Genomic DNA, 13,985 nt, shown 5'->3' with positions numbered 1-13,985 from the left:
GTTGTTGTATTACCGTACGGCGGTCCCCGGCGCCAGAGGGGTGGCCCACCTGGGACACCACCCTTGATCGGTCCCCCGGAGCCGGTGACACTCCGGGCATGGGCAGATGGAGAGCCGCCGCCGTCGGGGTGCTGCTGGCGTTCGTCCTGGGGGCCGCCGAGACGCCGAGGCCGTCGTTCGAGGTGTGGCTGATGGACCAGTCCGACACCAACGGCCTGGCGTACGGCGGGACCGTGCACATCTACGAGGGCACCCGCGCCACCCCGGCCGGAACGGTGGATCTGGGCGCGGCCACCTCGGCCGCCTGCCTGGCGAGCACCGGCCGCAACCCGGTGCGCCCGCACATGCTGGTGTTCAACAAGGCCGAGACGCACGCCGCCATCGCGTTCGTGGCCAGCGGGCACGTCGCCATCCTGGACGCCGCCACCCGGCAGCCGGTCGCCTGCTTCCAGACCGAGGTGGGCGCGGGCGGCGCGCGGCAGGCGCACGCGCTGTGGCCCACCGAGGACGACCGCTACCTGGTGATCGCCAACCAGAACGGCAAGAAGCTGGAGCGCATCCGCACCGACTGGGCCTCCGGCACGTTCACCCAGGAGCCCGCGGCCACCCTGGACCTGGCCGGGTGCACCACCCCGAACGGCGCGCCGTGCCAGTCGGCCGAGCTGCGTCCCGACAACGCGCCGATCTGCCCGTTCATCGCCTCCGACAACGGGCCGGTGTTCGTCAGCCTGCGCGGCGGCGGCATGCTGGCGGTGGACTGGCGCACCACCCCGATGTCGATCGTGGCCGAGTACGACAAGGAGCACATCCCCGCCAACGGCTGCGGCTTCATCGAGGCCCAGGGCTGGGTGTACGGCGACGGCGGCGGGGGCACCGCCGCCAACCTGGACCAGTTCACCGTGTTCCGGCTGCCCATGACCGGATACTCGGCCGCCAACCCGCCCAACACCCCCGCCGTCGAGATCCTGTACGACGACGACTCGCCCGAGCGCGACGCGCACGGCACCGCGGTCACCGCCGGCGAGCGGTACGTGTGGGTGGTGGACCGCGACGCCAACGTGGCCGAGGTGTTCGACGGCCGGACCGGCGCGCACGTGAACACCGTGGACCTGGTGTCCTCCCACAGCGCCGACCCGACCCTCGACCTGTTCGCGAGCTCGCCGGACCACAAGTGGCTGTTCGCCTCCGCCCGCGGCCCGAACCCGCTGTCCGGCGACCCGCACTCCTCCCACGGCACCGACCCCGGCATGCTGATCATCCGGGTGACCGCGGGCGGGCGCGACGGCCAGGTGCGCGGCCACGTCCCGATCGGCAACGTGGACGCGGGCGGGACCGAGCGGGCCGACGGCCACGGCATCCGGCTGCGCGAGATCCCCTAGCCGGCCGTCCCGGGCATCCCGGGCATCGCGCCGCGAGATCGCTGGCCGGTCACCTGCGCGAAGGTGAGCGCGAACGTCGCGGGCCGGGCCGTCAGCCGGTACGCCGGCAGCACCCCCGGCCCGCACGACGCCGTGCCGAGCCCGTTCTGCGCCAGGTCCAGGTTGACGTAGACCGCCTCGCGCGGGACGAGTTCGGCGTGGTGCCGGGCGGCGTCCAGGTCCTCGGAGGTCCAGCGGCGCACGGTGAGGCCGAACACCGGCTCGCCCTCGATCCGCAGCCCGTGCCCGGGGTCGCCGCCGGTCAGCTCGGCCCAGCGCACGTCCATCCGGTTGCCGTTCTCCTGGGGGAAGACGTACGGAATCTGCATCTCCTCCACCGTCATCGCGTACCGGCCGATCCGGGCGGCCTGCCTGCTGTCGGCGTACGCCTCGCCGGGGCCGCCGCCGTACCAGGCGACCCGGTCGATCCCGGACGGCAGCTCCATGCGCAGGCCGAGGCGGGGGAGCGCGAAGTTCCACTCGCCCTCCGGCTCGACGCCGAGCTCCAGCCGCAGCCGCCCGCCCTCCTCGGCGGACCAGCGGTAGGTGGCCGACATGGCGCGGTCGTGCCCGGCCGCGGCCACCCGGGTGCGCACCACCACGTCGCCGCCGTCGCGCTCGATGCCCACCAGCCGGTGCCGCAGCCGGTCCAGGCCCGCGCCGCGCCACACGCGCTCGTCGGGCAGCGGGCCGCCGCGGTCGTTGTCGGTCGGCGCGCGCCACAGGTCGAGCCGGGGACCGGCCACGGCCAGCCCGCCGACCGCGCGCAGCCTCCCGGTCAGCGGGTCGAACGCGTCGAGGTCCAGGTCGCGGCGGGGGCGGCGGGGCCGCGCCGGCACCGGGCGCACCCGCCCCTGGCCCCAGGCGACCTCGTGGCCGGCGGGCGCCCAGGGCTCGGCGGCGGCGAGCACCGCGCGCACGGTCAGCCAGGTCTCACCGGCGTTCTCCGGCAGCTCGGGCAGCTTGGGCAGCGGGACCTCCCCTGGTGTGACGTCCTCCAGCACGCCCTCCGCGACGACCACGCCCTCCTCCTCGCACGTCCACGGGAAGGCCAGGTGGGACAGGTCGCGGAAGTCGTGCCGGTTCTCGATCCGGATCGCGTCGCCGCCGACCGAGATCCGTACCGGCTCGATCACCTTCTTGTACTCGATCAGCCCCGGGGAGGGGGTGCGGTCGGGGAAGACCAAACCGTCGATGACGAAGTTCCCGTCGTGCACCTCCTCGTCGAAGTCCCCGCCGTACGCGTGGCCGTGCTCCGGGTGGACGATGCCGTGGTCGATCCACTCCCACACGAAGCCGCCCTGGCAGCGCGGGTGCCGGTCGAACAGCTCCTCGTAGTCGCTCAGGCCGCCGGGGCCGTTGCCCATGGCGTGGGCGTACTCGCACAGCACGAACGGCAGCGCCCTGCGGTGGGCGTCGGCGGCGGTATCGGCCAGGGGCTCCTCCTCGCGGCGGCCGATGCGGTCCACCTCGTCCACCGGCGGGTACATGAGGCTGTAGACGTCCGCGTACGTGCTGTCGTGGTCGTGCTCGTAGTGGATCGGCCGCGACGGGTCGCGCTCGCGGGTCCACTCCGCCATCGCGCGCAGGTTGTCGCCGGTGCCCGACTCGTTGCCGAGCGACCACATGATCACGCTGGGCCGGTTCTTGTCCCGCTCCACCATGCGCCGCATCCGGTCGAGGTACGCCTCCCGCCAGCGCGGGTCGGCGCTGGGGTTGCCGCGCCAGTCCACGAAGAAGTAGCCGTGGGTCTCCAGGTCGCACTCGGCGACCACCCACAGCCCCAGCTCGTCGCACAGTTCCAGGAAACGCGGGTGGGGCGGGTAGTGGCTGGTGCGCACGGCGTTGACGTTGTGCCGCTTCATCAGCAGGATGTCGGCGCGCATGGTCTCCTCCGAGACCGCCCGGCCGGTCTCGGGGTGCCATTCGTGCCGGTTCACCCCCCGGAACCGGATCGGCCTGCCGTTGACGGTGAGCAGGCCGTCCTCGACGCGTACGGTGCGGAAGCCGATGCGCAGCGCCACCCGCTCGCCGCCGGTGGCGAGCTCGGCGTCGTACAGGCGGGGGGTCTCGGCGGTCCACGGCTCGACGGCGGGGATGGAGTGCGGCTCGTCCGAGGGCACGCCGTGCAGGCCCAGCTCGGGGAGGGTGAGCGTGGCGGGGACGGAGGTCTCGATCCGTACGGTCCCGCCGCCGGTGGTGTGGTCGTAGTCGGCGTGGACGAAGAAGTCATTCAGGACCGGCGGCTCAAGCAACACCACATCACGAAATATCCCGGACAACCACCACATGTCTTGGTCTTCCAGGTAGCTCCCCGCGGACCACTGCGTCACCCGTATGGCGAGCACGTTCCGCCCCGCCCGCAGCGCCCCCGTCACGTCGAACTCCGCGGGCAGCCTGCTCCCGGCCGAGCACCCCAGCTCCCGCCCGTTCAGCCACACCGTGAAGAACGAGTCCACCCCCTCGAACCGCAGCACCCCGCCACGCCCGGCCCGCTGCGGGTCCAGCTCGAACTCCCGCCGGTAACACCCGGTCGGGTTCTCGTCCGGCGGGTGCGGCGCGTCCAGCGGGAAGGGGTACACGACGTTGGTGTACGCCGGGCGGCCGTGCCCGTGGAGCTGCCAGTGCGCGGGCACGGGCAGCTCGCCCCACCCGGAGTCGTCGAACCCGGGCAGGTGCGACCCCTCGGGCGCCGCCCCGGGCGCCGGGGCCAGGTGAAAGCGCCACACGCCGTTCAGGTCGATCCGGGGCGCGTCGGAGGCGAACGCGGCGCGCGGGGCGCGACGGCCGGACCCGGGAGAGAAATCACGGTATTCGCTCATGCTCCTGATCGTTCACCATGCGGCCCGGCATCGGCAGGCTTGAAATTTTCAGCCGGAGGGCATGCCCCCCGCAGGTGGCGGCCCGCCCCGCCCGGAGACCCATGACCCCGTGCCAGGACGGCCCAACACTGTGGGGAAGCGCTTACCTGACCCGATGAGGAGACATCGTGCGCTTGACCCGATTCACCCCCCTGATGGTCCTGGCGGCGGTCACCCTCGCCGCGGGCGTCACCACCGTCGTCGCGCACGCCGCGGCGGCCGGATGCCGCGCCGCGTACGCCGTCGGCTCGCAGTGGCCCGGCGGCTTCACCGGCAACGTCACCGTCACCAACCTCGGCGATCCGGTCAACGGCTGGCGGCTGACCTGGAGCTTCACCGCGGGCCAGCAGATCACGCAGGCGTGGAACGCCTCCGTCACCCAGTCGGGCGCGGCCGTGACCGCGGCCGATGCCGGCTACAACGCGAGCATCCCCACCGACGGCAGCGTGTCGTTCGGGTTCAACGCGAGCTGGACCGGCGCCAACCCGGCCCCGGCGTCCTTCGCCCTCAACGGCACGACCTGCACCGGCACGGTGGACCCCACGGCGACGCCGACCGTGACCCCCACGGTGACCCCCACTGTGACCCCCACGACCCCGCCCCCCGGGGCGAGGCAGATGGAAGACCTCGACCGCGGTCTGATCAGCGTCCGCAGCGGCGGCGGCAACCTGGTGTCGTGGCGGCTGCTCGGCACCGACCCCGCCGACGTGTCCTTCAACCTCTACCGCGGCTCGACCAGGGTCAACTCCAGCCCGATCACCGGGTCCACCAACTACCTCGACGGCGGCGCGGCGGCGGACGCCTCGTACACGGTGCGGGCCGTGGTGAACGGAACCGAGCAGGCGCCGTCGGAGCCGTCGCTGCGCTTCACCGGCGGCGGCCACCTCGACGTGCCGATCAGCCCGCCCAGCTCGGCGCACTCGGCCAACGACGCCAGTGTGGGCGACCTCGACGGCGACGGCCGGCTCGACCTGGTGCTGAAGTGGGAGCCCGACGACGCCAAGGACAACTCCCAGGCCGGCACCACCGGCCTGGTCTACGTGGACGGCATCACGCTCACCGGGCAGCGGCTGTGGCGGATCAATCTCGGCCGCAACATCAGGGCCGGGGCGCACTACACCCAGTTCCAGGTCTACGACTACGACGGCGACGGCCGCGCCGAGGTCGCGATGAAGACCGCCGACGGCACCGTGGACGGCCGCGGCGTCGCCATCGGCAACGCCTCCGCCGACCACCGCAACGCCGACGGCTACATCATCACCGGGCCGGAGTACCTGACCATGTTCGACGGCCGCACCGGCGCGGCCCTGTCCACGGTGGACTACGTGCCGGGCCGGGGCTCGGTCTCGTCCTGGGGCGACTCCTACGGCAACCGGGTGGACCGGTTCCTGGCCGGGACCGCCTACCTCGACGGCGCCCGCCCGTCGCTGATCATGGCCAGGGGCTACTACACCCGGGCCGTGATCGCCGCCTGGGACTTCCGCAACGGCACCCTGACCAGGCGCTGGACGTTCGACTCCAACACCTCCGGCAACGGCGCGTACGCGGGGCAGGGCAACCACCAGCTCTCCATCGCCGACGTGGACGCCGACGGCCGCGACGAGATCGTGTACGGCGCGGCGACCATCGACGACAACGGCGCCGGCCTGTACTCCACCGGCTACGGCCACGGCGACGCCCTGCACGTCGGCGACCTGATCCCGTCCCGGCAGGGCCTGGAGGTGTTCACCATCCACGAGTCGGGCAGCCAGCCCTCCGCCGACGTGCACGACGCGCGTACCGGGCAGATCATCTGGAGGCGCCCGAACAACGGCGGCGCCGAGGGCCCCGGCCGCGGCGTGGCCGCCGACATCTCCGCCGCCACCGCGGGGGCCGAGTTCTGGGGCTCGGGCACCAACATGTCCGGCACCTACACCGGCACCGGCGCCGCCGCGGGCCGCCAGCCCTCCTCGGCGAACTTCCTGGCCTGGTGGGACGGCGACCCGCTGCGCGAGCTGGTGGACGCGACCAGGATCGACAAGTACGGCGCCGGCGGCGACACCCGCCTGCTCACCGCGTCGGGCGTCCACTCCAACAACGGCACCAAGTCCACCCCGTCCCTCTCCGGCGACCTGCTCGGCGACTGGCGCGAAGAGGTGATCTGGCCCACCGCCGACGACACCGCCCTGCGCATCCACGCCACCACCACGCCCACCGACCGCAGGATCGTCACGCTGCTGCACGACGCCCAGTACCGCACCGCCCTGGCCTGGCAGAACACCGCCTACAACCAGCCGCCGCACCCGAGCTTCTTCATCGGCGACGGCATGTCCACCCCGCCCCGGCCGAACATCTACGTGAGGTGACGTCATGACCCCCGGCTGAATGCGGCTTTTATCCCCCGAGCGGCATCCTGAGGGAGACGGACGAGCCGGGAAGGGGGCCGGAAGGTGCAGGCAGGCGCTCGCGCGGGGCTGTGGGCGGTCGGGGCGGGGAGCGCGGTCATCCTGGCGCTCGACGCGTACGCCATGACGACCGGTGAGTTCGACCTCGCACGGCGCACGATCAGCCAGCACGGGCTGGGCCCCGGCGGCTGGATCTTCGCCCTCGCGGTCGTGGCGCTGGCGGCCGGCTCGCTGGCCATCGGCGTCTCCCTGGTACGCCGGCGCCTGGCCGCCGCCCTCTCCCTCGGCATGCTCGCGCTGCTCCTGTGGTGCGCCGCCCTCGTCACGGTCGCCTGGTTCCCCAAGCACGACTGGACGGTCGGCCCGAGCATGAGCGGCACCATCCACCGGATCGCCAGCGTGGTCGCGTTCGCCAGCCTGCCGGTGGCCGCACTGCTCCTCACCCGGCCCTGGTGGCGCCGCCCCGCCGCCCGCGTGGCCGCCCTGCTCGGCCTGGCCTCCCTGCTCTGGGTCGCCGGCATCACCGCCGTGATCGTCCACGCCGGGCTCAACGGCCTGGCGTGGTGGCGGGTCATGCCCCTCGGCCTGGTCGAGCGGGGCCTGGCCGTGACCGAGGTCGCCACGGTGCTCGCCCTGGGCGCCTGGGCCGCGCTCCACCCCGGCCGGCCCGCACGCGTGATCCCCCCAAGGGTTAGGGTCGGGCAGGAAGGGTGACAGCCGTGTCCCTGATCGGGGAGGGTGAGGCGGCTTGGGTGCGGGTCGGTCCTCACCGAGGACGATGGCGGCGGCAGCCGCGGCGGCGGCCGCGTGGGCCTGGGTCGCGTCCGGGCTGAGGAGCGCGGGAGCCGAGCGCCGCGGCGACGAGGAGCGCCCCGGCCCTGACGACGCGGCCGAGGAGAATGCGGCCGAGGAGAATGCGGCCGAGGGCGCCGCGACCGAGAAGGGTACGGCCGAGGAGGGCGGCACCGACGGCGAGGCCGAGGAAGGCGGCGTCGAGGAAGAGGGCGGCGAGGCCGGCGAGAGCGGCGAGAGCGGCGAGGGCCGGGGCCGGGCGATCACGCGGAGCCGGACTCGGGCGGTCCGGGTCGAGGCCCGGGTCGTGCGGCGCCCGCTCGGCCTGGGCGGGAGCCTGGTCGGGCTCGGGTTCTTCTGCGCGTCGCTGTCGCCGTCGCTGCTGCCGCGGTCGTGGGTGCTGCAGGGGGCGGTCTCGGGGATCGCGGCCGTGCTCGGGTACGGGCTCGGCAGCGGGATCACCGCGGTGCAGCGGCGGGCGCTGGGGCTGACGCCGAGCCCGCGGGCGCGCGCGCTCGCGTGGCGGCTGCTGATCGCCGCGGCCGCCGTGCTGAGCGTGCTGATGCTCTTCTACAGCGCCGAGTGGCAGCGCGAGGTGCGCCGGACCATGGCGATGGACACCGGCATCTCCTGGTTCCCGCCCGTCATCGCGGTGCTGGCCGCGCTGACCTTCGCCGGGCTGCTCGCCATCGCGCGCTCGATAAGGCTCGGCACCCGCAAGCTGATCAGCCTGCTCGGCCGGTTCATCCCCAAGCTGGTCGCCCAGGTCGTGGGGCTGTCGATGGCGGTGTTCCTGGTCGGGGTCTTCGCCGACGACGTGCTGTTCGCCAACTTCGTCGAGGTGATGAACAACACCTCCTCACTGGCCAACGGCACCACCGACCCCGGCACCGTCCCGCCCCGCTCGGGCGCGCTGTCGGGCGGGCCGGGCTCGCTGATCCCGTGGGACACGCTGGGGCGCGAGGGGCGCGAGTTCACCGGCCGGGCCACCACGGTGCAGGAGCTGAGCGCGTTCGCCGGGCGCAGGGCCACCCAGCCGATCCGGGTGTACGTCGGCCTGGAGTCGGCGCCGACGTTCGACAAGCAGGCCCGGCTGGCGGTGCACGAGCTGGAGCGTACGGGGGCGTTCCGCCGCGAGGTGCTGGTGCTGATGAACACCACCGGCACCGGCTGGGTGGACGCCAAGGCCGCCGACGCGGTGGAGTACATGTACGCCGGCGACACCGCGCTCGTCGCCATGCAGTACTCCTACCTGCCGAGCTGGCTGTCGTTCGTGGTGGACCGCGAGAAGGCCGCGCAGGCCGCCGGGGCGCTGGTGCGCGAGGTGCGGGCCAGGTGGGAGGCCATGGCGCCGGACGAGCGGCCCAAGCTGCTGGTCTTCGGCGAGAGCCTGGGCTCCTACGGCTTCGAGGAGCACTTCCGCGACCTGCGCTCGCTGGTCGAGGGCACCGACGGCGCGCTGCTGGTCGGCCCGCCGAACGCCAACCCCATCTGGCGTTCGCTCATCGCCGGCCGCGAGCCCGGCACGCCGATGTGGCGGCCGGTCTACCAGGGCGGGCGCGAGGTCAGGTTCGGCCAGTTCCCCGCCGACCTGGCGGGGCCGCCCCAGCCGCACGTCGTCTACCTGCAGAACGCCTCCGACCCGGTGGTCTGGTGGACCCCCGACCTGCTGTGGGACAAACCCGCCTGGCTGGACGTCCAGCCGCGCGGCCCCGACGTGGCGCCCGCCATGCGCTGGTACCCGGTGGTCACGTTCTGGCAGGTGGTGGTGGACCTGATGTTCGCCAACAACGTGCCGCCCGGCCACGGCCACCAGTACGGCGCCAACGTCGTGGACGGCTGGGCCGCGGTGGCGCCGCCCGACGGCTGGACCGAGGCCGACACCATCCGGCTGCACAAGGTGATCGCCGCCGACCCGCGTTCGTGATCGTCCTCACGTGTCAGGTGTCGTGACATTCCGGCCCGGCTCGCCTAGCGTCTATGCCGGGCCGGATCCGTGCCGGACCCCAACGCGTGCCGGACCTGATCCGACGGGAGCGAGCGGGTGGCCACTGCCAGGGCGTTGCCGGCCTCGGCCAGAATCGTGATCATCGGTGGCGGCGTGGGCGGGGCGAGCGTCGCCTTCCACCTCACCGAGCTGGGCGAGCGCGACGTGGTCGTGCTGGAGCGCGACGAGCTGACCAGCGGATCGACCTTCCACTCCGCGGGCCTGGTCGGCCAGCTCCGCGCCGACCCCACCCTGACCCGGATGAACCAGTACTCGGTGGAGCTGTACCGCCGGCTGGAGGCGAGCGAGCACCCACCGGGGTGGGTGGAGTGCGGCGGCATCCGGCTGGCGTCCACGCCGGAGCGGATGGAGGAGATCCGGCGTCAGATCGGCTGGGCGCGCACGTTCGGGCTGCCGCTCCAGGAGATCTCCGCCGCCGAGGCCGCGGAGCTGTTCCCGCCCATGGACCCCACCGGCGTCGTCGGCGCCGCGTACCTCGCCTCCGACGGCCAGGTGGACCCGGCGGCGCTGTGCAACTCGCTGGCCGCGCACGCCAGGAAGGGCGGCGCGAGCATCCACACCCGCACCCGGGTGCTCGGCATCGACACCGAGCGGGGCCGGGTGCGCCGGGTCCGCACCAACCAGGGCGACATCGAGTGCGAGATCGTGGTCGACTGCGGCGGCATGTACGCCGCCGAGATCGCCCGCATGGTCGGCGTGCGGGTGCCGATCGTGCCCATGTCGCACCAGTACATCGTCACCGAGCCCTTCCCCGGCGGCCTCGGCGCCGTGCCCAACCTGCGCGACCCCGACCTGCTCGTCTACTACCGGCAGGAGGTCCAGGGCCTGGTCATGGGCGGGTACGAGCGCCGCTCCGCGCCCTGGACCGCCACCCCGCGCTCCTTCGACCGCGTCCCGGCCGACTTCAACGGCAAGCTGCTGGCCGAGGACTGGGAGCGGTTCGAGGAGATCGCGGCCAACTCCCGGATCAGGGTGCCCGCCATGGCCGACATCGGCATCCGCAAGCTGATCAACGGCCCCGAGGCGTTCACCCCCGACAACGAGTTCTGCCTGGGCGAGAGCGAGGTCGGCGGGTTCTTCGTCGCGGCCGGGTTCTGCGCCCACGGCATCGCGGGCGCGGGCGGCGTGGGCATGGTGATGGCCCGCTGGATCGCCGACGGCGACCCCGGGTACGACGTGTGGCACATGGACGTGCGCAGGTTCGGGCGGCAGTACCGCTCGCCGTCGTACACGCTCAAGCGCACGGTGGAGAACTACGAGACCTACTACGACATCCGCTACCCCGGCCACGAGCGCTCCGCCGGGCGCCCGCTGCGCACCTCGCCGGCGTACGCCTGGCACCGCGAGCACGGCGCGGTGTTCGGCGAGAAGTCGGGCTGGGAGCGGGTCAACTACTACGAGAGCAACGCCGATCCGGCGCTGGAGCGGCTGCGCCCGCGCGGGTGGGCCGGGCGGCACTGGTCCACCGCGATCGGGGCGGAGCACCTGGCCACCCGGGCCGGGGCCGGGCTGTTCGACGAGTCGTCGTTCGCCAAGATCGAGGTGACCGGGCCCGACGCGGCCGCGTTCCTGGAGTGGGTGTGCGACAACGAGGTGGCGCGCGGCGTGGGGGCGGTGACGTACACGCAGGCGCTCAACGCGCGCGGCGGCATCGAGTGCGACTTCACCGTGACCCGGCGCGGCGAGGACGACTTCCTGATCGTCACCGGCACCGCGTTCGGCACCCACGACCTCGGCTGGCTGCGCTCGCGCGCGGCCGAGCGCGGCGCGGCCGTGCGGGTGGCCGACGTCACCGGCCAGTACGCCTGCTTCGGCCTGTGGGGGCCGTCGGCGCGGGCGATCGTCGCCGAACTGACGCCCGACCCGATGGACTTCCCGTTCATGTCCATGCGCGAGATCACGCTCGGCGACGTGCCGGTGATGGCGCTGCGGGTGACGTTCGTCGGCGAGGCGGGCTGGGAGTTCTACTGCTCCAGCGAGTACGGCGCCGCGCTCTGGCGCACCCTGTGGGAGGCCGGTGAGATCGAGGACATGGTCGCGGGCGGCTACCGGGCGATCGACAGCATGCGGCTGGAGAAGGGCTACCGCGTCTGGGCCGCCGACATCGGCCCGGAGGTCACGCCGTACGAGGCGGGGCTGGGCTTCTGCGTCAAACCCGACAAGCCGGGCGGCTTCCTCGGCCGCGACGCCCTGCTGCGCGCCCGCGAGGCCCCCGCCCGCCGCCACCTGCGCTGCCTCGTCCTGGACGACCCCCGCGCGGTGGCGCTCGGCAACGAGCCCGTCCGCGTGGGCGACACGGTGGTGGGCCGGGTGACCTCCGGCGGCTACGGCTACACCGTGGACGCCTCCATCGCCTACGCCTATCTCCCGGCCGAGCACGCCGACCCCGGCACCAAGATCACCATCGACCTGTTCGGCGCCAGGGCCACCGGCACGGTGACGCCCGAGCCCCTGTTCGACCCCACCTCGGCCCGCGTCCGGACCCTGTAGCCCCGAGGGATTTTCCGGTTATCCGGGACGCGCCGCCGGGGCGCCGCCTACCATCTGGTGTCACATCAGGTGGTCGCCCGGCTACCGATCGTGGGGAGGTCGAAGGTGGCGAGACGCTCGGTGCGCGACGACCGGGCGCTGGCGCGGCCGTACCGTGACCTGGTCTGGCTCGCCTACCTGGTGCTCCCGCCACGCGAGCACGATCCCGAGCGCCGTCTCGTCACCGCGCACCGGCTCGCGGCCAGGGCGCTGGCCCGCGCCGCCCGCGCCGGTGACGACTTCTACCCGCTCGCCCGGCGCCGGGTGCTGCGCGCCGCCCTGCGCCGCGACCGGCTGCACGCCCTCGCCCCCGGCGGGCGGCGGCGCCCGTGGCGCACGTCCTGGTGGCGGGCCGGGCTGGAGATCGTGCCGGCCACCGTGCGCGGCGAGGACGTCGGCTTCACCGCCGAGCTGGACCGGCTCCCGGCCGCGGCGCGCGCGGCGTACGCGCTGACCCGGCTCGAAGGGCTGCGCCCGGAGGAGCTGGCGGCGGCGGGGCTGGCGCATCCGGCCCGCGCCCTGGCGGCCGTGGCGGGGCTGGAGGCCCGCCACGGCGCGGCGGGGCGGTTGTGCCGCCCGTCCGCCGACCCCACGCTGGCCCGCGTGTACGCCCGCCTGCCCGGCTCCCGGGCGCGTCCGGTGATGGTCGCGGTCACCGTGGCCGCGGTGCTCGCGGCGACCATCCCGATCTGGCTCGGCCTCTCCGGCGGCGGCCACACCCCCGCCCGCGGCGCCGCCCCCGCCGGCCACCCCGGGTCCGGCGGCCCCGGCGTGGCGCTCGTCCCCGCCGGCGCCTGGCGCGCCACCCCCGACCCCGGCCCCGAGTCCTGGGAGCCCCGCGGCGACCTCCGCGCCGACCGCGCCCTCCTCGGCCGCGCCCTCGCCGCCTGGGGCGCCCCCGCCCGCACCCCGCCCCAGCTCCTGTACGCGGGCACGGTCGGCGGCGGCCGGGTGGTGCTCCTGCGCGTCCCCGGCCGCGTGGCCCGCTACACCGAGCCCGTCGCGCCGGCCGCGCCCGCGACACCGATCCCGTCCGTGGCGTCCGCCGCCCCCACCCCCTCCGCCAGTGCCCTTGACGGGGCCACCGGTGATGGGACCGCTGCCCGCAGGCCCGCCGTCGCGGTGTTCGCCGAGCCGCGGGGCGCCCGGCGGGGCGCGGCGGGGCCGCTGGAGGTCGCGCCGGGGCGCTACCTGCTGCCGCCGTGGGTCACCGAGGTCGCCGTGGCGCCGCTGGCCGGGGCGGAGCCGCGGTGGCGGGCGCTCGGGGTGCGCGACGGGGTGACCGACCCGGTGCCGGCGGAGGTGGTGGCCGCCGGGCGCGAGCGGTGCGGGGGGCGCGGGCCGGTGTTCCGGCTGCGGGCGCCTGCGGTGGCGGGCGGCGCCCCGTACACGATGATCGATCTCGGCGGGGCCGGGATGGCCGCGATCCGGTACGAGCCGCCGCCGCCCGCCGAGGCCGGCGCCCCGGGGCCGTACGAGCTGAGCGCCGCGCCGGCCGGGTTCGGCGCGTGGACGCGGGCCGGGTGCCCGGTGCGCTGGCCCGCCGGCGAGGTGCGCTCGGCCACCGCCTGGGAGTTCTGGGCCGGGCGGCTGCCGGAGCGGGCGCGGGGGCGGTGGATCTGCCTGCGGTTCACCGGCGCCGACGGCGGCAGCGTGACCCGCGGCGTGCTGCTGGTGACCGCCCGGGGCCGCACCCGCGCCATCACGACCGGGCAGCGGCGCGACACCTGGGACTGCAGCCGGCTGGGCCGCGACATCGTCTCGGGCACCTGGTGGCGCGCGCCCTCGCGCCGCTGGTACTACCTGGCCGCGGGCAGCCGCCAGGTGACCGGCATCACCGTGGGCCGCCACGACGGCGACGGCGCCTTCCTGGCCGTCAGGGGCCCGCGGCGCGGCCCCGAGCCGTCCCGCACGCCGCGCCTGTCCGCCCGCACCCTCCAGGGCGCCGCCACACCGGTCTTCCAGGCCCCCTGATTTCACCCCGCGATCAGGC

General features: G+C 74.6%; 7 protein-coding genes. 6 read left to right on the top strand and 1 reads right to left on the bottom strand.

Annotation, left to right across the window (positions count from 1 at the left end):
• Positions 1-98 precede the first annotated feature (98 nt).
• Entirely contained in the window at positions 99-1,379 is a 1,281-nt protein-coding gene (locus HNP84_RS38460; protein WP_185054957.1) for a hypothetical protein, read from the top strand.
• Here HNP84_RS38460 and HNP84_RS38455 read toward each other — a convergent pair.
• A complete protein-coding gene (locus tag HNP84_RS38455) occupies positions 1,376-4,240 on the bottom strand; it encodes a glycoside hydrolase family 2 TIM barrel-domain containing protein (protein ID WP_185054956.1) in 2,865 nt (954 codons plus the stop codon). The genes HNP84_RS38460 and HNP84_RS38455 overlap by 4 nt on opposite strands.
• 167 nt (positions 4,241-4,407) lie before the next feature.
• Between HNP84_RS38455 and HNP84_RS38450 the strand changes: the two genes are divergently transcribed.
• From HNP84_RS38450 to HNP84_RS38430, 5 genes are all read left to right on the top strand, one after another.
• A complete protein-coding gene (locus HNP84_RS38450; protein ID WP_446697328.1) occupies positions 4,408-6,624 on the top strand; it encodes a rhamnogalacturonan lyase family protein in 2,217 nt (738 codons plus the stop codon).
• Between the two features lie 84 nt (positions 6,625-6,708).
• Positions 6,709-7,377: a DUF998 domain-containing protein gene (locus HNP84_RS38445; RefSeq protein WP_185054955.1), complete on the top strand. Its 669-nt coding sequence runs from the start codon at positions 6,709-6,711 to the stop codon at positions 7,375-7,377.
• A gap of 64 nt (positions 7,378-7,441) precedes the next feature.
• Positions 7,442-9,382, top strand: coding sequence for an alpha/beta hydrolase (locus HNP84_RS38440; protein ID WP_221337276.1), 1,941 nt, complete (start codon positions 7,442-7,444; stop codon positions 9,380-9,382).
• Between the two features lie 117 nt (positions 9,383-9,499).
• Positions 9,500-11,953, top strand: coding sequence for a GcvT family protein (locus HNP84_RS38435; RefSeq protein ID WP_312926692.1), 2,454 nt, complete (start codon positions 9,500-9,502; stop codon positions 11,951-11,953).
• Positions 11,954-12,058: 105 nt separating this feature from the next.
• Entirely contained in the window at positions 12,059-13,966 is a 1,908-nt protein-coding gene (locus HNP84_RS38430; protein WP_185054954.1) for a hypothetical protein, read from the top strand.
• Positions 13,967-13,985: the final 19 nt, after the last annotated feature.

Source organism: Thermocatellispora tengchongensis (assembly GCF_014202315.1).
In the GTDB taxonomy this organism is placed as follows: domain Bacteria; phylum Actinomycetota; class Actinomycetes; order Streptosporangiales; family Streptosporangiaceae; genus Thermocatellispora; species Thermocatellispora tengchongensis.
Note: the sequence above shows the minus strand (reverse complement) of the source record. Positions and strands in the feature narration are given on the sequence as shown.

Excerpts from the sequence above, each read along its gene's own strand:
- HNP84_RS38460 (WP_185054957.1), top strand. The coding sequence starts at position 99 with ATGGGCAGATGGAGAGCCGCCGCCGTCGGGGTGCTGCTGGCGTTCGTC.
- HNP84_RS38455 (WP_185054956.1), bottom strand. The coding sequence starts at position 4,240 with ATGAGCGAATACCGTGATTTCTCTCCCGGGTCCGGCCGTCGCGCCCCG.
- HNP84_RS38440 (WP_221337276.1), top strand. The coding sequence starts at position 7,442 with ATGGCGGCGGCAGCCGCGGCGGCGGCCGCGTGGGCCTGGGTCGCGTCC.